The sequence below is a fragment of the Pseudomonas sp. MCal1 genome, assembly GCF_026341415.1.
Lineage (GTDB): Bacteria > Pseudomonadota > Gammaproteobacteria > Pseudomonadales > Pseudomonadaceae > Aquipseudomonas.
The window spans coordinates 250,586-271,956 of the sequence record NZ_JAKUMP010000005.1 but is presented as its reverse complement, the minus strand read 5'-3'; the positions used below and the strand labels follow the sequence as shown (position 1 = coordinate 271,956).

The following is a 21,371-nucleotide window of genomic DNA, read 5'->3' as shown; positions in this document are numbered from 1 at the left end:
TTTTTGAGTGTTGATCCGTGAGTGATTTGAGTCATATCCGCAATTTCTCCATCATCGCCCACATTGACCATGGCAAGTCGACGCTGGCTGACCGTTTCATCCAGATGTGCGGCGGCCTGGCCGAGCGTGAAATGGAAGCCCAGGTCCTGGACTCCATGGAACTGGAGCGTGAGCGCGGGATCACCATCAAGGCCCACAGCGTCACCCTCTATTACAAGGCCAAAGACGGCATTACCTACCAGCTGAACTTCATTGACACCCCGGGCCACGTCGACTTCACCTACGAAGTCAGCCGTTCCCTGGCCGCGTGTGAAGGCGCGTTGCTGGTGGTCGATGCGGGGCAGGGTGTTGAAGCCCAGTCCGTGGCCAACTGCTACACCGCCATCGAGCAGGGCCTCGAGGTCATGCCGGTGCTGAACAAGATCGACCTGCCACAGGCCGAGCCCGACCGCGTCAAGGACGAGATCGAGAAGATCATCGGCATCGACGCCACCGACGCCGTCACCTGCAGCGCCAAGACCGGCCTGGGTGTCGACGAGGTTCTGGAGCGTCTGGTTACCACCATTCCTGCGCCGACCGGCAACATCGAAGATCCGCTGCAAGCGTTGATCATCGACTCCTGGTTCGACAACTACCTGGGCGTTGTCTCCCTGGTACGCGTGCGTCACGGCCGCGTGAAGAAGGGCGACAAGATCCTCGTCAAGTCCACCGGCAAGGTGCATCTGGTCGACAGCGTTGGCGTGTTCAACCCGAAACACACCGCCACCGCTGACCTGAAAGCCGGCGAAGTGGGCTTCATCATCGCCAGCATCAAGGACATTCACGGTGCGCCGGTCGGTGACACCCTGACCCTGAGCTCCACTCCGGACGTTCCGGTGCTGCCAGGCTTCAAACGTATCCAGCCGCAGGTTTACGCCGGTCTGTTCCCGGTCAGCTCCGACGACTTCGAGGACTTCCGCGAAGCGCTGCAGAAACTGACCCTGAACGACTCGTCGCTGCAATACACCCCGGAAAGCTCCGACGCACTGGGCTTCGGCTTCCGTTGCGGCTTCCTCGGCATGCTGCACATGGAGATCATCCAGGAGCGCCTGGAGCGCGAATACGACCTGGACCTGATCACCACGGCGCCAACCGTAATCTTCGAACTGGTGCTGAAAACCGGTGAAACGATTTACGTCGACAACCCGTCAAAGCTGCCGGATGTCTCGTCGATCGAAGACATGCGCGAGCCGATCGTGCGCGCCAACATCCTGGTACCGCAGGAGCACCTGGGCAACGTCATCACCCTGTGCATCGAAAAACGCGGCGTGCAGGTCGATATGCTGTTCCTCGGCAATCAGGTGCAGGTGACCTACGACCTGCCGATGAACGAAGTGGTCCTGGACTTCTTCGATCGTCTGAAATCCACCAGCCGCGGCTATGCTTCGCTGGACTACCATTTCGATCGCTACCAATCGGCTAATCTGGTGAAACTGGACGTGCTGATCAACGGCGACAAGGTCGACGCTCTGGCGCTGATCGTGCACCGTGACAATTCGCACTTCAAAGGTCGCCAGTTGACCGAGAAGATGAAAGAACTGATTCCTCGTCAGATGTTCGACGTGGCCATCCAGGCTGCCATTGGCGGTCAGATCGTCGCCCGGACAACCGTCAAGGCGCTCAGAAAGAACGTATTGGCCAAGTGCTACGGCGGCGACGTCAGCCGTAAGAAAAAACTGCTTGAGAAGCAGAAGGCCGGTAAGAAACGCATGAAACAGGTCGGCAACGTGGAAATCCCACAAGAAGCCTTCCTCGCCGTGCTCAGGTTGGAATAGTCAGGTCCTATGTCACTAAATTTCCCGCTGTTGCTGGTCATTGCCGTGTTCGTCTGCGGTCTGTTGGCGTTGCTCGATCTGTTGATCCTGGCACCGCGTCGGCGTGCTGCCATCGCCTCCTATCAGGGCAGCGTCAGCCAGCCTGATGTGATGGTGGTCGAGAAGCTGAACAAGGAACCGTTGCTGGTCGAGTACGGCAAGTCGTTCTTCCCGGTGCTGTTCATCGTGCTGGTGCTGCGTTCGTTTCTGGTGGAGCCGTTCCAGATTCCGTCCGGCTCGATGAAACCGACCCTGGACGTCGGCGACTTCATTCTGGTGAACAAGTTTTCCTACGGGATCCGTTTGCCGGTGATCGACAAGAAGATCATCGAAGTCGGTGATCCGCAGCGCGGCGATGTGATGGTATTCCGCTACCCGAGCGATCCGAACGTCAACTACATCAAGCGTGTAGTCGGCCTGCCGGGCGACACCGTGCGGTACACCGCCGACAAGCGTCTGTTCGTCAATGGCGAGTCGATTGCCGAGCAAATGGTCGGCTCCGAGCCGGGCACCCTCGGCAGTGCGGAACTCTACAAGGAAAAACTCGGCGCCGCCGAGCACCTGATCCGCAAGGAAATGAGCCGCTACCGCGCTACGCCGGACCATAGCTGGACCGTGCCGGCCGGGCACTACTTCATGATGGGCGACAACCGCGACAACTCGAACGACAGTCGCTACTGGGATGATCCAAACATTCCCAAGGATCTGCTGGGCATGGTTCCCGACCAGAACATCGTCGGCAAAGCCTTCGCGGTCTGGATGAGCTGGCCGGAACCGAAACTCAGCCACCTGCCGAACTTCTCGCGGGTCGGCCTGATCAAGTAAACAAACACGGCGCTGTTAACCACAGCGCCGAATGCATTTCTGGCGTCGGCACAACCGGCTCCAGGGCATGAAGCCACGATATTCAGGACGTCATTTTTGAACACAGCGTTAATTGTCCCAGGCCTGCACCGTATCCCGGCGATGGCGGTGGAATCCAGCCACGAACTCAGCGTGGGTAAACCGTGAGCGTTTCTCTAAGCCGTCTCGAGCGCCAGCTCGGTTACACCTTCAAGGACCAGGAACTGATGGTCCTGGCCCTCACGCACCGCAGCTTTGCCGGACGCAACAACGAGCGTCTGGAATTCCTCGGCGATGCGATCCTCAACTTTGTTGCCGGCGAAGCCCTGTTCGACCGTTTCCCGCTGGCTCGCGAAGGCCAGTTGTCGCGTTTGCGCGCACGGCTGGTAAAAGGTGAGACGCTGGCGGTGCTGGCCCGCGGTTTCGATCTGGGCGATTACCTGCGTCTGGGTTCCGGCGAGTTGAAGAGTGGCGGTTTCCGTCGCGAGTCGATTCTGGCCGACGCCCTGGAAGCACTGATCGGTGCAATCTACCTCGACGCCGGCATGGAAGTCGCCCGCGAGCGCGTACTGGCCTGGCTGGCCGGTGAGTTCGAAGGCCTGACGCTGGTCGATACCAACAAGGATCCGAAGACTCGCCTGCAGGAATTCCTGCAATCGCGCGGCTGTGAACTGCCGCGCTATGAAGTGGTGGATATCCAGGGCGAGCCGCACTGCCGTACCTTCTTCGTCGAGTGCGAAGTTGTCCTATTGAATGAAAAAAGCCGAGGTCAGGGTGTGAGCCGTCGTATTGCCGAACAGGTTGCGGCCGCCGCAGCACTGATTGCCCTGGGTGTGGAGAATGGCAATGACTGATACAAACGCAACGCGCTGTGGCTATGTTGCCATCGTCGGCCGTCCCAACGTGGGCAAGTCCACGCTGCTGAACCACATCCTCGGCCAGAAGCTGGCAATCACCTCGCGCAAGCCGCAGACCACTCGCCACAACATGCTCGGGATCAAGACCGAGGGCGACGTTCAGGCGATCTACGTCGACACCCCCGGCATGCACAAGGGTGGCGAAAAGGCCCTGAACCGCTACATGAACAAGACCGCTTCGGCGGCGTTGAAAGACGTCGACGTGGTGATCTTCGTAGTCGATCGCACCAAGTGGACCGAAGAAGATCAGATGGTTCTGGAGCGCGTGCAGTACGTGACCGGCCCGCTGATCGTCGCGCTGAACAAGACCGACCGCATCGAAGACAAGGCCGAGCTGATGCCGCATCTGTCGTGGTTGCAGGAACAGCTGCCGAACGCGCAGATCATTCCGATTTCGGCGCAACAAGGGCATAACCTCGATGCGCTGGAAAAGGTCATCGCCGACCATCTGCCGGAGAACGATCACTTCTTCCCGGAAGACCAGATCACCGACCGCAGCAGCCGCTTCCTCGCCGCCGAACTGGTGCGCGAGAAGATCATGCGCCAGCTCGGTGCCGAACTGCCGTACCAGATCACCGTGGAAATCGAAGAGTTCAAGCAGCAGGGCGCGACGCTGCACATCCATGCGTTGATTCTCGTCGAGCGTGACGGTCAGAAGAAAATCATCATTGGCGACAAGGGCGAGCGTATCAAGCGCATCGGCACCGAGGCGCGCAAGGACATGGAGCTGCTGTTCGACTCCAAGATCATGCTGAACCTGTGGGTCAAGGTGAAGGGCGGCTGGTCCGACGACGAGCGCGCGCTGCGTTCGCTGGGTTATGGCGATCTGTAAAGCAATACATCGATCCATTGTGGGAGCGAGCTTGCTCGCGAAGACGATGTAACATTCGGCATAGATGTTGACTGTTGCACCGCTTTCGCGAGCAAGCTCGCTCCCACATTGGTTTTGGGTGATGAGTAAACCGCGTTTCCCTCAACGAGAAGTCCATGTCTCAAGCGCCTCCCGCCCAACCCGCCTACGTCCTGCACTCCCGCGCCTACCGCGAAACCAGCGCCTTGGTGGACTTCCTCACGCCGCAAGGTCGGCTGCGGGCGGTATTGCGCAGTGCGCGGGGCAAGGCCGGAACACTGGCGCGGCCGTTCGTGCCGCTGGAAGTGGAGTTTCGCGGCAAGGGTGAGTTGAAGAACGTCGGGCGGATGGAAAGTGTCGGCAACGCAACGTGGATGGTCGGCGAGGCGTTATTCAGCGGCCTGTATCTCAACGAATTGTTGATTCGCCTGCTGCCCGCCGAAGACCCGCACCCGGCGGTGTTCGATCATTACGCTGCTACCTTGCTGGCTTTGGCTGAAGGCCGGCCACTGGAGCCACTGCTGCGATCCTTCGAATGGCGGCTGCTCGACGACCTTGGTTACGGTTTTTCCCTGAACACCGACATCAACGACCAACCCATCGCTGCGGATGGTCTCTACCGTTTGCAGGTGGATGCCGGACTCGAGCGGGTCTATCTGCTGCAACCCGGCCTGTTCAACGGCACCGAACTGCTGGCCATGGCCGAAGCCGACTGGTCGGCCCCCGGCGCGTTGTCCGCCGCCAAACGCTTGATGCGACAAGCGCTGGCCGTGCATCTGGGCGGTCGTCCTCTCGTCAGTCGCGAGCTGTTTCGCAAGCCCTGATATGCTGTGCGCCGAATCTTTCCATTCAGGAGCGCATCCGTGACCACCAGCAATCGCATTCTTCTTGGCGTGAACATCGACCACGTCGCCACCCTGCGTCAGGCCCGTGGTACGCGCTACCCGGATCCGGTCAAGGCTGCGCTGGACGCGGAAGAGGCGGGCGCCGACGGCATCACCGTGCACCTGCGCGAAGACCGTCGACACATTCAGGAGCGCGACGTCCTGCTGCTCAAGGACGTGCTGCAAACCCGCATGAACTTCGAAATGGGCGTCACCGAAGAAATGATGGCGTTCGCCGAACGCATTCGTCCGGCGCACATCTGCCTGGTGCCGGAAACTCGTCAGGAACTGACCACCGAAGGTGGTCTGGATGTGGCGGGGCAGGAGGAGCGAATCAGAGCGGCGGTCGAGCGTCTGTCGAAGATCGGCAGCGAAGTGTCGCTGTTCATCGACGCCGACGAGCGGCAGATCGCGGCGTCGAAGCGTGTCGGCGCACCGGCCATCGAACTGCACACCGGGCGGTATGCCGATGCTGAAACGCCAAGCGAAGTGGCGCAAGAACTCAAGCGTGTGGCGGATGGCGTGGCGTTCGGTCTGGCCCAGGGCCTGATCGTCAATGCCGGCCATGGCCTGCACTATCACAATGTCGAGGCCGTGGCCGCGATCAAGGGCATCAACGAGCTGAACATCGGCCATGCGTTGGTGGCACACGCGTTGTTCGTCGGCTTCAAGTCGGCGGTGTCGGAGATGAAAGCGCTGATTGTGGCGGCTGCCAAGCACTAAGTATCAACATAAATCCTGTGGGAGCGAGCTTGCTCGCGATAGCGGTGTATCAGGCAACGAATTTGTTGACTGACACTACGCATTCGCGAGCGAGCTCGCTCCCACTTTGGGTTCTTGGTGATGGTTAAAGCGGGGCGGGCTCTTGAGCGGGCTTCGACTTGTCGATCCCCGGCACATGCAGGTTGCCTTCGGCCACCTGATCGCCTTCAAGCTGCGGCTGGGTCACCCAGGTGAGGATGTCGTAGTAACGTCGGATGTTCGCCACGAAATGCACCGGTTCGCCGCCCCGGGCGTAGCCGTAGCGGGTCTTGCTGTACCACTGCTTCTGCGACAGTCGCGGCAGGATCTTTTTCACATCCAGCCACTTGTCCGGGTTCAACCCTTCCTTGGCCGCCAGTTTGCGCGCGTCATCCAGATGACCGCTGCCAACGTTGTAGGCCGCGAGGGCAAACCAGGTGCGATCCGGCTCCTGGATCGACTCGTCGAGCTGATCCTTCATGTAGGCCAGGTACTTGGCGCCACCCATGATGCTCTGCTTCGGATCGAGGCGGTTGGATACGCCCATGGCCTGGGCGGTGTTCTGGGTCAGCATCATCAGCCCGCGCACGCCGGTCTTCGACGTGACCGCCGGTTGCCACAGCGATTCCTGGTAACCGATGGCCGCGAGCAGGCGCCAGTCGACTTTTTCTTTCTTGGCGTAGGCCTTGAAGTGCTGTTCGTATTTGGGCAGCCGCTGCTGCAAATGTTGGGCGAAGGTGGTGGCACCCATGTAGCCGAGGACGTCGACGTGGCCGTAATAACGGTCTTTCAGACGTTGCAGGGTGCCGTTCTTCTGCACCTTGTCCAGATAACTGTTGATCTCGTTGAGCAGGCTGTTGTCTTCACCGGCGGCCACGGCCCAGCTCTGGCTGCGGGCGTCGCCGAGGTCGAAGGCCACGCGGATATTGGTGAAGTACACCTGGTTCATCGCCACTTCGTTGGAATCGACCAGGGTCAGGTCGATCTGACCTTCATCGACCATGCGCAGCAGGTCGACCACTTCAACGGCGTCGGATTCTTCGTATTGAATGGCAGGATATTTCTGTTTCAGCTCCGCCAGTTGTTCGGCGTGGGTGCTGCCCTTGAGCACCATGATCTTCTTGCCTACCAGATCGCTGGCGTCGGTGGGGCGCGACTGGCCGTTGCGGTAGATGATCTGCGGAGTGACTTCGAGGTAGGAGCGGGAGAAACGCACCTGTTTCTTGCGCTGTTCGCTGCTGACCAGACCGGCGGCCGCCAGCACCGGGCCGTTCGGCTTGCCGATCTGGTTGAACAGGTCGTCGAGGTTGTCGGCGGTTTCGATTTTAAGCTCTACCCCCAAATCGTCGGCGAAGCGCTTCACCAGCTCGTATTCGAAGCCGGTTTCACCGCTGCGATCCTGAAAGTAGGTGGCGGGGCTGTTTCGGGTGACCACCCGCAGCACGCCATCCTCCTTTACGCGCTCGAGTGTGTTGGGTTTATCAACACAGCCACTGAGCATCAGGAAGAGTCCGGTAGCGATCAGCCATTTGGCGTACCGCGGACGCAAAGCCGTTGGGGAAAACATGTGCGCAGTATACGCAAAGGACAACGGGCGCCATATCTCGACAGTTGCGGGGTTGTCTGCTAGGGATCACAAAACCGCTCGAAACCCCGCAGGGACGGGCCCGAAAGGCATTTTGTGACAGAAAAAATAACCGGCGTTCCTGCAGCCGTTAAATTTGACCCTCAAGGCAGGAACACCACTCGACATCCGAGTGCAACCGTGCGTAGCGTTTCGGGTGATGTTGAGGGCGGTTTAGGCTAGAATGCACGGCCTCAAAGCACACCCCTTCCCGAGGCTGTCCCGAAGATGTTGATCCTGCGCGGCGCTCCTGCCCTTTCTGCCTTTCGCCACAGCAAACTCCTTGAGCAACTGAGCCAGAAGGTTCCAGCTGTCAGTGGCCTGTATGCTGAATTCGCTCACTTCGCCGAAGTCACCGGCGTCCTGACCGGCGACGAACAGCAGGTGCTTGCGCGCCTTCTGAAGTACGGTCCAAGCGTTCCGGTACAAGAGCCGACCGGTCGTCTGTTCCTGGTGTTGCCGCGTTTCGGCACCATCTCGCCATGGTCGAGCAAGGCCAGCGATATCGCTCGCAACTGCGGCCTGAGCAAGATCCAGCGCCTGGAGCGCGGTATCGCGTTCTACGTGGCCGGTCAGTTCAGCGAAGCCGAAGCGCAGCAGATCGCCGACGTACTGCATGACCGCATGACCCAGATCGTTCTGGGCAACCTCGAACAGGCTGCCGGTCTGTTCAGCCACGCCGAGCCGAAGCCGCTGACCGCCATCGACATCCTCGGCGGTGGCCGCGCCGCGCTGGAAAAAGCCAACGTCGAGCTGGGCCTGGCCCTGGCCGAAGACGAGATCGACTACCTGGTCAACGCCTTCAACGGTCTCAAGCGCAATCCGCACGACATCGAACTGATGATGTTCGCCCAGGCCAACTCCGAGCACTGCCGCCACAAGATCTTCAACGCCAGTTGGGATATTGACGGCGAGAGCCAGGAAAAAAGCCTGTTCGGCATGATCAAGAACACCTATCAGATGCACAGCGAAGGCGTGCTGTCCGCTTACAAGGACAACGCTTCGGTGATCGTCGGCAACGTTGCCGGCCGCTTCTTCCCGGATCCGGAAACCCGCCAGTACGGCGCGGTGCAGGAGCCGGTGCACATCCTGATGAAGGTCGAAACCCACAACCACCCGACCGCGATCGCTCCGTTCCCGGGCGCGTCCACCGGTTCCGGTGGCGAGATCCGCGACGAAGGTGCAACCGGCCGTGGCGCCAAGCCGAAGGCCGGCCTGACCGGTTTCACCGTGTCGAACCTGCAGATCCCGGGCTTCGAACAGCCGTGGGAAGTGCCGTACGGCAAGCCTGAGCGCATCGTCAATGCGCTGGACATCATGATCGAAGGCCCGCTGGGTGGCGCTGCGTTCAACAACGAATTCGGTCGTCCGGCCCTGACCGGCTACTTCCGTACCTTCGAACAGTCGATCACCACTCCGCACGGTGATGAAGTGCGCGGTTACCACAAGCCGATCATGCTCGCTGGCGGCATGGGCAACATCCGTGAAGAGCACGTCAAGAAAGGCGAGATCGTCGTCGGATCCAAGCTGATCGTCCTCGGCGGCCCGGCGATGCTGATCGGTCTGGGCGGCGGCGCTGCGTCCTCCATGGCCACCGGCACCAGCTCGGCGGATCTGGATTTCGCTTCGGTTCAGCGTGAAAACCCTGAAATGGAACGTCGCTGCCAGGAAGTCATCGACCGTTGCTGGCAGCTGGGCGACAAGAACCCGATCAGCTTCATCCACGACGTGGGGGCTGGCGGTCTGTCCAACGCCTTCCCGGAACTGGTCAACGACGGCGACCGCGGTGGCCGTTTCGAACTGCGCAACATTCCAAACGACGAGCCGGGCATGGCCCCGCACGAAATCTGGTCCAACGAATCCCAGGAGCGTTACGTTCTGGCAGTCGGCCCGGCCGACTTCGAGCGCTTCAAGGCGATCTGTGAACGTGAGCGTTGCCCGTTCGCCGTCGTCGGTGAAGCCACCGCCGAGCCGCAACTGACCGTGACCGACAGCCACTTCGGCAACAACCCGGTGGACATGCCACTGGAAGTGTTGCTGGGCAAGGCACCGCGCATGCACCGTTCGGTGGTTCGCGAAGCCGAGCTGGGCGATGACTTCGATCCGTCGAACCTCGACATCGCCGATTCCATCGAGCGCGTCCTGCACCACCCGGCCGTGGCGAGCAAAAGCTTCCTGATCACCATCGGCGACCGCACCATTACCGGCCTCGTGGCCCGTGACCAGATGGTCGGCCCATGGCAGGTTCCGGTGGCTGACGTTGCCGTTACCGCCACCAGTTTCGACGTCTACACCGGCGAAGCGATGGCGATGGGCGAGCGCACTCCGCTGGCGCTGCTGGACGCTCCGGCGTCGGGTCGCATGGCCATCGGCGAAACCCTGACCAACATTGCCGCCTCGCGCATCAACAAGCTCTCCGACATCAAACTGTCGGCGAACTGGATGTCCGCTGCCGGCCACCCGGGTGAAGACGCGCGTCTGTATGACACCGTGAAAGCGGTCGGCATGGAGCTGTGCCCCGAGCTGGGCCTGACCATTCCGGTGGGCAAGGACTCCATGTCCATGGCCACCCGCTGGAACGACAACGGCGAAGACAAGACCGTCACCTCGCCGATGTCCCTGATCGTGACCGGTTTCGCGCCAGTGGCTGACATCCGTCAGACCCTGACCCCGGAACTGCGCATGGACAAGGGCACCACCGACCTGATCCTGATCGACCTCGGTCGGGGCCAGAACCGCATGGGCGCCTCGATCCTCGCTCAGGTTCACGGCAAGCTCGGCAAGCAGGCCCCGGACGTCGACGACGCCGAAGACCTGAAAGCCTTCTTCGCGGTGATCCAGGGCCTCAACGCCGACGGTCACCTGCTGGCATACCACGACCGTTCCGACGGTGGTCTGCTGACCTCCGTAGTGGAAATGGCCTTCGCCGGCCACTGCGGTCTGAGCCTGAACCTCGACAGCGTTGCTGAATCCTCGGCAGAAATCGCCGCCATCCTGTTCAACGAAGAACTGGGTGCCGTGATCCAGGTTCGCCAGGACGCCACTCCGAGCATCCTTGCGCAATTCAGCGCTGCCGGTCTGGGCGAATGCGTTTCCGTGATCGGTCAACCGATCAACAACGGCCAGATCAACATCACCTTCAACGGTGACACCGTGTTCGAAGGCCAGCGTCGTCTGCTGCAACGTCAGTGGGCCGAGACCAGCTACCAGATCCAGCGTCTGCGCGACAACGCCGACTGCGCCGAGCAAGAGTTCGATGCGCTGCTGGAAGAAGACAACCCGGGCCTGAGCGTCAAGCTGAGCTACGACGTCAACCAGGACATCGCCGCGCCTTACATCAAGAAAGGCATCCGCCCACAGGTCGCCGTACTGCGTGAGCAGGGCGTCAACGGTCAGGTGGAAATGGCAGCCGCGTTCGACCGCGCCGGTTTCAACGCGATCGACGTGCACATGAGCGACATTCTGGCCGGTCGCGTCGACCTGAACGAGTTCAAAGGTCTGGTGGCCTGCGGTGGCTTCTCCTACGGCGACGTTCTCGGCGCCGGTGAAGGCTGGGCCAAATCCGCGCTGTTCAACAGCCGTGCCCGCGATGCGTTCCAGGGCTTCTTCGAACGTAACGACAGCTTCACCCTCGGCGTGTGCAACGGTTGCCAGATGATGTCCAACCTGCACGAGCTGATCCCGGGCAGCGAGTTCTGGCCGCACTTCGTGCGCAACCGCTCCGAGCAGTTCGAAGCGCGCGTGGCGATGGTGCAAATCCAGGAATCGAACTCGATCTTCCTGCAGGGCATGGCCGGTTCGCGCATGCCGATCGCTATCGCTCACGGTGAAGGCCATGCCGAATTCGAAAGCGAAGAGGCCCTGCTTGAATCCGATCTGTCCGGTTGCGTGGCGATGCGTTTCGTCGACAACCACGGCAAGGTCACCGAAGCCTACCCGGCCAACCCGAACGGTTCGCCGCGCGGGATCACCGGCCTCACCAGCCGCGACGGTCGCGTGACGATCATGATGCCGCACCCGGAGCGTGTGTTCCGCGCCGTGCAGAACTCATGGCGTTCGGAAGACTGGAACGAAGACGCTCCTTGGATGCGCATGTTCCGTAACGCTCGTGTGTGGGTGAACTAAGGCCTGTGTACAAGCTTGCGTTTTTTGTTCCCGACAGCCATGTCGAGGTGGTCAAGGACGCCGTATTCGCGGCCGGTGGCGGGCGGATCGGTGACTATGACCACTGTGCCTGGCAGGTGCTTGGATCTGGTCAGTTTCGGCCTCTGGACGGCAGTCAGCCGTTCATTGGCGAGGCGGGGCAGGTTGAGCGGGTCGAGGAGTGGAAGGTTGAGCTTGTTGTTGGCGATGAGTTGATTCGCTCGGTAGTGGCGGCTCTTAAGTTGAGCCATCCCTACGAGACGCCGGCTTATGAAGTGTGGCGACTGGAGGATTTTTGATCCTCCTTGGCTGCTGAAACGGGAAACCCGCTGAGAGTGATTTCAGCGGGTTTTTTGGTTTTTTGGGTTTGGGTTTGGGGTTGGGGTTGGGATTGAGTGAATATCCGTTGCTGCGGTGACGGCTTCTTATGGTTTCGCCCTTACGGCGAGTCACTTTTTTCAAACGCCAAAAAAGTAACCAAAAACGCTGGGCCCCTGCGTTCGGCGCCTCGCTGTGGCTCGGCGTTCCTTCGTTCCGGGATTCATCCGGGGGCATCGCCTACGGTTTGCTTCGCTGCACCTCCTCTCGATGCATGCGGCTGCGCCGCACGGTCGCTGCGCTCCCACCCCCGGATAAATCCCTCCACTCAGCCTGCCGATGGGGCCAAAAGATCAAGAGCCTTACTCGAGCTAACGCTCATCGTGTTGAGTGGTGGACCTAAACCTTCGCACTCACCTCACTCCGATTAACCAACCCCTCCAACGCCGCACTCAAACTCTGCGCCCGCTCACCCACCAGCAAGTGCCATACGCCATCTTCCAGTGCGCTCACACCCAGACATCCAAGCTCTTTCAATCGGCTTTCCGACAGCGCCTTGCCATCGGCCAGTTGCAGGCGAATCCGGCTCATGGCGATGCAGTCCAGTTGCAGCACGTTGTCGCTGCCGCCCAGAGCAGTCAGCCATTGCTGGGCCTGGGGTGTGGAGACTGTGACGGGCTCGCTGGTTTCAACGACGTCGACAGGGGCAGTCATTACGGTTCGGCCCAATGCGGGCATTGCCAGACGGATTTCGTCGGCAATGCTGTCGGCCATCGGCCCGACAACCACCTGCAAGCTCCCGCCCTTGCCCGGACGCACAACGGCCATCGCGCCCAGCGCTTTCAGATCGGCGTCCGAGGCTTTGTTGCGATCCACCATTTCCAGGCGCAGCCGCGTGGTGCATGCGCCGACAGTCACCAGATTCTCCGCGCCACCGAGTGCCTTGATGTAAGCGCCGGCGCGTTCGTTTTCGGTCAGGACCGCTTTGTCTGCGGTGGCGACGTCTTCGCGTCCCGGGGTTTTCAGGTTGAAGCGGCGAATGCAGACGTCGAACACCGCGTAGTACATGACCGCATAAACCAGGCCCACCGGCACCACCAGCCAGCCGTTGGTCGAGCGTCCCCAGCCCAGCACCATGTCGATGAAACCGCCGGAGAAGGTGAAGCCCAAGTGGATGTTCAGCGCATTGGTGATTGCCATCGACAGGCCGGTCAGCAGCGCATGCAGCAGAAACAGCAGTGGTGCGAGGAACATGAAGGCGAATTCGATGGGTTCGGTGACGCCGGTGAGGAACGCGGTCAGGGCCATCGACAGGAAGATCCCGCCCATGACTTTGCGCCGCTCCGGCAGGGCGTTGCGGTACATCGCCAGGCAGGCGGCGGGGAGGCCGAAGATCATGACCGGGAACATGCCGGTCATGAACTGGCCGCCTTTCGGGTCGCCGGCGAAATAGCGGGACAAGTCACCGGTGACCAGTGCGCCGGTAGTCGGGTCGGTAAAGTTGCCGAACACGAACCACGCCATGTTGTTGAGGATATGGTGCAGGCCGGTGACGATCAGCAGGCGGTTGAACACGCCAAAGACGAAGGCGCCGAAGCTGCCGCTTTCCATCAGCAGGGTGCCGAAGCTGTTGATGCCGTGCTGGATCGGCGGCCAGATGTAGCCGAACAGCACGCCCAGGCCGACCGCGCTGAAACCGGTGACGATGGGGACGAAGCGCCGGCCGCCGAAGAACGCCAGGTACTCCGGCAGCTTGATGTCCTTGAAACGGTTGTACAGCGCGCCGGCCATCAGGCCGCTGACGATCCCGGCGAGCATGCCCATGTTGATGCTCGCGTCGAGCACCTTGAGGGTGGAGATCATCACCAGGTAACCGATCACCCCGGCGAGGCCGGCGGTGCCGTTGTTGTCCTTGGCAAACCCGACCGCGATGCCGATGGCGAAGATCATTGCCAGGTTGGCGAAGATCACCTGACCGGCGTCGTGGATGATCGCGATGTTCAGGAGGTCGGTGTCGCCCAGGCGCAGCAGCAGGCCGGCGATCGGCAGGATCGCGATTGGCAGCATCAGCGCCCGGCCGAGGCGTTGCAGGCCTTCGATGAAGAGTTGGTACATGGCGTTTGTCCTTGTTGTTTTTGTTAGCGCAGAGGCCAGTGTTGATGACAGGCATGCCGCACCGCGGCGGCGCTGCTCAGCTTGAGCAAGTCCCGGGCGAGGCGTTGGCATTCGGCTTCGTGCAACTGGCGCACGCGGTCCTTGATTTCGCCGATCTGTACCGGGCTCACCGACAGTTCGGTCACGCCCAGGCCGATCAACACCGGCGTCGCCAGCGGATCCGAGGCGAGGGCGCCGCACACGCCGACCCAGCGTTTATGCAGCGCCGCGCCGTCGCAGGTCATGGCGATCAGGCGCAGCAGCGCCGGGTGCAAGGCATCGACCCGTGCGGCGAGGCCGGCGTGGTCGCGGTCCATGGCCAGGGTGTATTGCGACAGGTCGTTGGTGCCGATGGACAGGAAGTCCGCGTGCTCGGCCAGTTGTTCAGCCTGCAGCGCAGCGGCCGGAACTTCGATCATCACGCCGATTTCCGGACGTTGATTGATGCCCAGCTCCAGACACAGCGCATCGACCCGCTGGCGGATGTGCAGCAGTTCGTCGACTTCGGTCACCATCGGCAACAGGATCCGGCAGCGCTGCAACGGGCTGACTTGCAGCAGGGCGCGCAGTTGCTGATCGAGGATTTCCGGGCGGGCCTGGGCCAGACGAATACCGCGCAGACCGAGCACCGGGTTGGCTTCGACCGGCAGTGGCAGGTAGTCGAGTTGTTTGTCGCCGCCGACGTCGATGGTGCGGATGATTACCGACTTGTCGCCCATGGCATCGATCACGGCTTGATAGGCGGCGCGTTGCTCTTCGACATCCGGTGCAGTGTGGCGGTCGACGAACAGGAACTCGGTACGCAGCAGGCCGACGCCATCGGCGCCGTTGGCAAATGCATCCGCCGCTTCATGGCTGGAGGCGACGTTGGCGACCACTTCGATAGCGACGCCGTTGCGGGTTTCGGCGGGCAGATGGGCTTTGGCTTGCTGGGCATTGCGCCGTTGCTGTCGGTCGATTTGCGCTTGTTGGACCTCGGCCAGACGCTCGGCATTCGGCGTCAGTTCGAGGCGACCGCCGTCGGCGTCGAGGACCACCGATTGGCCTTGTGCTTGGTCGAGCAGCGCCGAGCCCAGTGCAACCATGCACGGCAGGCCTTTGCCTCGGGCCAGAATCGCCACGTGGGAAGTCGCACCACCTTCAGCCATGCACAAGCCCGCTACACCTTGCGCGCTCAGTTGCAGCAAGTCCGACGGCGTCAGTTCGTGGGCGGCGACAATGGCGCCGGCCGGCACGTCGTAGTGCCAGGCTTCGCCAAGCAGCGCGCGCAGCACCCGTTGCCTGAGGTCGCGCAGATCGTTGGCGCGCTCGGCCAGCAGCGGGCTGCCGGTGTTTTGCAGTACCTCGCATTGCGCGTCGATGGATTGGCTCCAGGCGTGGGTCGCCGCCGTGCCGGTTTCAATTGATTGCTGCGCAGCGTCGAGCAGGGCCGGGTCTTCCAGCAAGGCCAGGTGCGCGGCGAAAATCGCTTCTTCGTCGGCATTACGCTGTTTTTTCGCCTGGGCGAGGGTGCTGTTGATTTCGCTGCGAACCTGATTCAGCGCGGTGTCGAGAATCTGCAACTGTTGCTCGGGCTGATGATTGCCGCTGTCGGCTGGCAGGCTGATCGCGTTCAAGCGAAACAGCGGCCCGCCGACCAGGCCCGGTGCGGCGCAAACACCGTGCAACACGCCAGCCTCGGCCGGACGATTGCGTGGGGCGGAGGCAACCGGCGCGGCGGCATGATGATCTTCGGGCAGGGCGGTGGCCAATGCGGTGAGCAAGGCTTGCAACGCCGCCTGTGCGTCGGGGCCCTGGCAACTGACCTGCACTTCGTCCTGCTCGCCAATCGCCAGGCCCATCAAACCGATGAGGCTGTTGCACGGCGCCGATTTGCCGGCGAAATGCAGCTGCGACTGGCTCTTGAAACCTTGCGCTGTCTGGCGGATCAACGCCGCCGGGCGTGCATGCAGACCACCGCGATGGGCGATCCGCACGTGACCGTGAACTTCCGGGCCGCCAGGTTCTTCGATGTTCGCCGCAACGCTGCGACGAGCGACGATGTGCAGCAGCGGTTCACCGACCTTCACCGTTTTCAGCGTAATGGGGCGCGCCTGGAAATCCTGGCTGTTGGTCAGGATTAACAGGCTGACCAGGCTTTTGCACTGGCGGCCGACCTTGTCCAGGTCATAGCGCAACAACGGCTGGCCACTGCTGACCCGCGCGCCTTCCTTGACCAGCATCGAGAACCCTTCGCCCTGCAACTCCACCGTGTCCAGGCCGAGGTGCAACAACAGCTCGGCGCCGTTGTCAGCGCGCACGGTCAGTGCGTGGCCGGTGCGGGCGACGTGGATCACCACGCCGGCGCAGGGCGAATACAAGGTATCGTTCAGCGGATCGATGGCAATGCCGTCGCCCATCGCGCCGCTGGCGAACACCGCGTCCGGGACTTTGGCGAGCGTGAGCACCGGGCCGCTGAGCGGGGCGCTTAAAGTCAGCTCTTTATTGTTGTTGTGCATGGCTCGGTCTCATCAGGAAAACGTTCGGTTCGGACTCAGTGCGTACGGGTGACTTTGCTCAGGTGTCGCGGCTGATCCGGGTCCATGCCACGGGCCACGGCCAGACCGGCCGCCATCACGTAGAAACTCTGGATCGCCAGGATCGGATCGAGCGCCGGGTGCTCGGCACGGCTCAAGGTCAGGTCGCGTTCGCTGACATCATCCGGCGCGGCCAACAGCACGCGGGCGCCGCGCTGGCGCATTTCGGCCGCCAGGCTCAGCAGGCCGGCCTGTTCGGCACCACGCGGGGCGAACACCAGCAGCGGGTAATGTTCGTCGATCAGGGCCATCGGGCCGTGACGGACTTCGGCGCTGCTGAAGGCTTCGGCCTGGATCGCCGAGGTTTCCTTGAATTTCAGTGCGGCTTCCTGAGCGATGGCGAAACCGGCGCCACGGCCGATCACCATCAACCGCTCGCAATCGCGCAGGGCGTCGATGGCCAGGCTCCAGTTCTGTTGCGCGGCTTCGCGCAGGCCTTCGGGCAGGGCGTTGTGCGCTTCCAGCAATTCGCTGTCTTCTTTCCAGTGCGCGATCAGACGGGCGCTGGCGCTGAGGGTAGCGATGAAGCTCTTGGTCGCGGCGACGCTGCTTTCGGTGCCGGCCAGCAACGGCAGGCTGAATTCACAGGCAGCTTCCAGCGGCGAATCGGCGGCGTTGACCATCGACACGCTCAGGGCACCGCGCTTGCGCAGCAGGCGCAGGCTGTTGACCAGGTCCGGGCTCTGGCCCGACTGGGAAAACGCGAACGCGACCTGACCGCTGACCTTCAGCGGCGCCTGCTGCATGGTCACCACCGACATCGGCAACGACGCCACCGGTACGCCAAGTTGCTGCATGGTCAGGTAGGCGAAGTAGCTCGCCGCATGGTCGGAACTGCCACGGGCAACGGTCATTGCCACTTGCGGCGGCTGACGACGCAGGCGCCCGGCGATCTCGATCATGTGCGGATCGAGTTGTTGCAGTTGGGCTTGCACGGCCTCGAACGAGGACAGCGCCTCCTCAAGCATTTTTGAAGTCAATGTCTTCTCCTTCGACCATGACGGCGGTCAGTGTGAGTGAGCGATCCAGCCGCACGCAGTCGGCCCAGGCGCCGGGTTGCAGGCGTCCGCGTTCGGTGATGCCGAGGTAGTCGGCGGGGAATTGCGAAAGACGTTGCGAGGCCTCGGCGATCGGCAGACCGATCTTCACCAGATTGCGCAGGGCCTGATCCATGGTCAGGGTGCTGCCGGCCAAGGTGCCGTCGGGCAGGCGCACGCCGCCCAGGCATTTGGTGACGGTGTGGCTGCCGAGCTTGTACTCGCCGTCGGGCATGCCGGCGGCGGCGGTCGAATCGGTCACGCAGTACAGGCACGGAATCGAGCGCAGGGCGACGCGGATCGCGCCGGGGTGTACGTGCAGCAAGTCCGGAATCAGTTCGGCGAATTTGGCGTGGGCCAGTGCCGCGCCGACGATGCCCGGCTCGCGGTGGTGCAGCGGGCTCATGGCGTTGTACAAATGCGTGAAGCTGGTGGCGCCGGCTTCGAGCGCGGCGACGCCTTCCTCGTAACTGCCGAGGGTGTGGCCGATCTGCATGCGGATGCCACGGCTGCTCAACTCACGAATCAAACCGTCATGGCCGGCGATTTCCGGGGCGATAGTGATCACCCGAATCGGCGCGAGTGCCAGATACTCTTCAACTTCGGCCATCAACGCGGTGTGGGCGAAGTTCGGTTGGGCGCCGAGTTTGCCGGGATTGATGTACGGACCTTCAAGGTGAACGCCGAGCACCCGTGCGGCGCCTTTCGGACGCTGCTCGCAGAATTCGCCGACTTCCTTGAGCACACTGGCAATCTCGACACTCGGCGCGGTCATGGTAGTGGCCAACAGCGAGGTGGTACCGAAGCGCACGTGGGTCCTGGTGATGGTTTCGAACGCGCTGGCACCTTCCATGATGTCCTTGCCGCCACCGCCGTGGACGTGCAGATCGATGAAACCCGGCAGCAGATACGGCAAGTCATTGGTCGCCGGATCGCAAGGCTCGCCTTCGATCGACACGACTCTGCCGTGTTCGTGGATCAGCCGGCCGCGAACCCAGCCGTCAGCGGTGAGGATGTTGTCTTCAGACATTTCGCTTCTCTCGTTTGGCCTGGCTGCTGATCAGCGGCGAAGCTCTGCAACAAAGTCGTAGTAGTCGTTGCGGCAATAGGTGTCGGTGACTTCGATCGGCGTGTTGTCTTCCAGATAGCCGACCCGGGTCATCAGCAGCATCGCGGTGCCGGGAGCGATGCCGACCAGCGCGGCGAACTCGTCCGAGGCGTTGATCGCCTGGATGTGCTGCAACGCGCGCACGATCGGTTTGCCGATGCTGTCGAGGTGTTCGTAGAGGGAATCGCCCACCACCTGTGGCTTGGGCATGATCGAGGCGGGCAGGGTGCTCATCTCGATGGCCATCACCGTGTCATCGGCTTTGCGCAGGCGTTTCATGCGCGCGACCTTGTCGTTCGGCGACAGACCGAGTCGGATCAGTTCTTCGTGGGTGGGCAGGGAGATTTCCCGCTCAAGCCATTGCGAGCTGGGTACGAAGCCCTTGAGACGCAGCATCTCGCTGAAACCCGACAGGCGCGACAGCGGTTGTTCAAGGCGCGGTGTGATGAAGGTGCCGGAGCCTTGCAGGCGTCGGATCAAACCCTGATCGAGCAGGACTTCCAGCGCCTTGCGGGCGGTGACCCGGGAAATCCCCAGCATCTCGCTCAGATTGCGCTCCGAGGGCATTGCCTGTTCGGCTTTCCACTGGCCTGCATGGATCGCCGCTTCCAGGTTGCGCGCCAGTTGCAGGTACAGCGGCGTCGGCTGGGAGTCGTCTGGGCGTAGGGCGTGGAGGTCGTTCATGTAAGGCATTTCCGGCGCTGATATAGGATTGTTGTCGCTCGGTAGTGCGGCGAAAACTAATACCACTTGCATACCATGTCAACGCGTCGGAAACGCCTGTAGTCCTTTGGGTTCGGGTGTTTGAGGATGGGTGGTTTCAAGTGGTATTAGAGGTGGGGGCGGCAAAGCAAAAGATCGCAGTCTGCGGCAGTTCTGGCGGGTGAAAGTGGTATCACCGTTCAGACGTTGCCGCAGGCTGCGATCTTTTTGATTTATTTTTTGCGAGCGACCAATGGTCGGGAGATAGGGCCGCTTTGCGGCCCTCAGAGCGCAAGCGCTCCGGTCACAGACTCAAGGGCGGATTTCGATCATCGTGCCGTCCGGCACCAGGTTCCAGACTTCGCGCATGTCGACGTTGCGCATGGCGATGCAGCCGTCGGTCCAGTCCAGGGTGTGGAACAGTTGCTCGGGGTTGTCCTCGGAGTCCGGCGTACCGTGGATCATGATCATCCCGCCAGGCTCGACGCCTTCGCGACGGGCGCGGGCGGAGTCGCTGATGTTCGGGTAGGAGATGTGCATCGACAGGTTGAATTTGTCGCTGGTCTTGCGCCAGTCGATCCAATAGAAACCTTCCGGCGTGCGTTTGTCGCCCTCAATCAGCTTCGGACCCTTTTTCGCGCCTTTGCCCAGGGAAATGCGATAGCTCTTGAGTGGCTTGCCGTCGGCGATCAACTGCAGTTGATGGGCCGATTTGAGCACCAGTACTTTTTCGATGAGCGGGGTGTTTGAAGGCGTCACGGTGGTCACGAATGACGCTTGGGAGACGGTGACGAACGACAGGCAGAACAGGGCAAGCAACCAGCGCATTGAAACGATTCCCCAGATATGAAGCAGATACTTTATTTATAGAGAGTGTGCAGTCGCTGTCGCGGGCTGCGTTAGCCGGTTATCGGCCGGCCGCCGTCGAAATCAAGTGATGGCCGGTTGCGCGAGCGGCGGGATCGATTCGGAACGAACCGGATAGACCTCGACGCGCCGGTCGGCGAAGAAGCATTCCAGGGTACGGCCCACCGTGCGAAAAGCCAGCTCGTCCCAGGGAATGTCTTCCTCGTCGAACAGTTGCACTTCCAGGCTTTCAGGGCCGGCGGCGAAGTCCAGATCCGCCAGCTCGGCGCGGAAAAACACATGCACCTGACTGATGTGCGGCACGTCGATCAGGGTATAGATGCTCAGGTTGCGTACCCGGGCGCAGGCTTCCTCGGCGGTTTCGCGGATGGCGGCCTGCTCGATGGTTTCGCCGTTCTCCATGAACCCGGCGGGCAACGTCCAGTAACCGAGTCGTGGCTCGATGGCGCGGCGACACAGCAGGACTTTGCTGCCCCAGGTCGGCACGCAACCGGCCACGATATTGGGGTTCTGGTAGTGAATCGTCTGACAGCTGCCGCAGACAAATCGCAGCCGCGAGTCGCCTTCGGGAATGCGCTGGGTCACCGGGTTGCCGCACTGGCTGCAAAATTTCATGCTGGGGTTCCTGAATGCTGCGCCTATCTTGGCGTGCAGCGGTGTCAGTCGGCAAGTTGTCGTTTCGCGACATGACGCCCGTCCGGGGCTTGGGCGGTCGCAATGATTGGTGCATGATGCAGGGCAAGGCACCGATCGA

Annotated in this window: 16 protein-coding genes; 8 read left to right on the top strand and 8 right to left on the bottom strand. The window is 61.7% G+C overall.

The features are described 5' to 3' along the window. Positions 1-17 precede the first annotated feature (17 nt). From lepA to pdxJ, 6 genes are all read left to right on the top strand, one after another. The gene (gene lepA / locus MKZ87_RS11200) at positions 18-1,814 is read left to right on the top strand and encodes a translation elongation factor 4 (RefSeq protein ID WP_085697245.1); all 1,797 of its coding nucleotides are present in this window, start codon (positions 18-20) and stop codon (positions 1,812-1,814) included. Positions 1,815-1,823: 9 nt separating this feature from the next. Beyond that, complete coding sequence (gene lepB / locus MKZ87_RS11195) at positions 1,824-2,678, top strand: signal peptidase I (protein WP_085697246.1); 855 nt, start codon at positions 1,824-1,826, stop codon at positions 2,676-2,678. Positions 2,679-2,860: 182 nt separating this feature from the next. After that, positions 2,861-3,550 (top strand): ribonuclease III, encoded by a 690-nt coding sequence (rnc, locus tag MKZ87_RS11190; protein WP_011332589.1) that lies wholly within the window; start codon positions 2,861-2,863, stop codon positions 3,548-3,550. Then, positions 3,543-4,445: a GTPase Era gene (gene era, locus MKZ87_RS11185; RefSeq protein WP_011332590.1), complete on the top strand. Its 903-nt coding sequence runs from the start codon at positions 3,543-3,545 to the stop codon at positions 4,443-4,445. The genes rnc and era overlap by 8 nt, the downstream gene beginning before the upstream one ends. A 155-nt stretch (positions 4,446-4,600) precedes the next feature. Further along, on the top strand, positions 4,601-5,287 hold the full coding sequence (gene recO / locus MKZ87_RS11180) for a DNA repair protein RecO (RefSeq protein WP_085702536.1): 687 nt from the start codon (positions 4,601-4,603) through the stop codon (positions 5,285-5,287). Between the two features lie 39 nt (positions 5,288-5,326). Further along, positions 5,327-6,070, top strand: a complete 744-nt coding sequence (gene pdxJ, locus MKZ87_RS11175) for a pyridoxine 5'-phosphate synthase (protein WP_227234539.1) — start codon at positions 5,327-5,329, stop codon at positions 6,068-6,070. Between the two features lie 124 nt (positions 6,071-6,194). Here pdxJ and mltF read toward each other — a convergent pair whose 3' ends face one another. Continuing rightward, positions 6,195-7,655 (bottom strand): membrane-bound lytic murein transglycosylase MltF, encoded by a 1,461-nt coding sequence (gene mltF / locus MKZ87_RS11170; RefSeq protein WP_085697248.1) that lies wholly within the window; start codon positions 7,653-7,655, stop codon positions 6,195-6,197. A gap of 285 nt (positions 7,656-7,940) precedes the next feature. On the opposite strand from mltF, the gene purL reads away from it, so the two are divergent. Both purL and MKZ87_RS11160 read left to right on the top strand, forming a co-directional pair. Continuing rightward, positions 7,941-11,837 carry a phosphoribosylformylglycinamidine synthase gene (purL, locus tag MKZ87_RS11165; protein ID WP_266200889.1) on the top strand — a complete coding sequence of 1,299 codons (3,897 nt, stop codon included), beginning with the start codon at positions 7,941-7,943 and terminating at the stop codon, positions 11,835-11,837. 5 nt (positions 11,838-11,842) lie between these two features. Further along, positions 11,843-12,154 carry a YqfO family protein gene (locus MKZ87_RS11160; RefSeq protein WP_266200888.1) on the top strand — a complete coding sequence of 104 codons (312 nt, stop codon included), beginning with the start codon at positions 11,843-11,845 and terminating at the stop codon, positions 12,152-12,154. Positions 12,155-12,572: 418 nt separating this feature from the next. Here the strand turns inward: MKZ87_RS11160 and nagE are convergent, their stop codons facing one another. The 7 genes from nagE to MKZ87_RS11125 form a co-directional block, all read right to left on the bottom strand. Beyond that, a complete protein-coding gene (gene nagE / locus MKZ87_RS11155) occupies positions 12,573-14,288 on the bottom strand; it encodes an N-acetylglucosamine-specific PTS transporter subunit IIBC (protein ID WP_266200887.1) in 1,716 nt (571 codons plus the stop codon). Between the two features lie 23 nt (positions 14,289-14,311). Beyond that, complete coding sequence (gene ptsP, locus MKZ87_RS11150; protein WP_266200885.1) at positions 14,312-16,825, bottom strand: phosphoenolpyruvate--protein phosphotransferase; 2,514 nt, start codon at positions 16,823-16,825, stop codon at positions 14,312-14,314. Between the two features lie 35 nt (positions 16,826-16,860). Further along, positions 16,861-17,871: an SIS domain-containing protein gene (locus tag MKZ87_RS11145; RefSeq protein ID WP_266200915.1), complete on the bottom strand. Its 1,011-nt coding sequence runs from the start codon at positions 17,869-17,871 to the stop codon at positions 16,861-16,863. Next, positions 17,864-18,970, bottom strand: a complete 1,107-nt coding sequence (gene nagA, locus MKZ87_RS11140; protein ID WP_085697254.1) for an N-acetylglucosamine-6-phosphate deacetylase — start codon at positions 18,968-18,970, stop codon at positions 17,864-17,866. The genes MKZ87_RS11145 and nagA overlap by 8 nt, the downstream gene beginning before the upstream one ends. A gap of 30 nt (positions 18,971-19,000) precedes the next feature. Continuing rightward, on the bottom strand, positions 19,001-19,732 hold the full coding sequence (locus MKZ87_RS11135) for a GntR family transcriptional regulator (protein ID WP_085697255.1): 732 nt from the start codon (positions 19,730-19,732) through the stop codon (positions 19,001-19,003). Positions 19,733-20,062: 330 nt separating this feature from the next. Beyond that, the gene (locus MKZ87_RS11130; protein ID WP_007954614.1) at positions 20,063-20,578 is read right to left on the bottom strand and encodes a L,D-transpeptidase family protein; all 516 of its coding nucleotides are present in this window, start codon (positions 20,576-20,578) and stop codon (positions 20,063-20,065) included. A gap of 102 nt (positions 20,579-20,680) precedes the next feature. Then, a complete protein-coding gene (locus tag MKZ87_RS11125) occupies positions 20,681-21,232 on the bottom strand; it encodes an NUDIX hydrolase (RefSeq protein ID WP_085697256.1) in 552 nt (183 codons plus the stop codon). Positions 21,233-21,371: the final 139 nt, after the last annotated feature.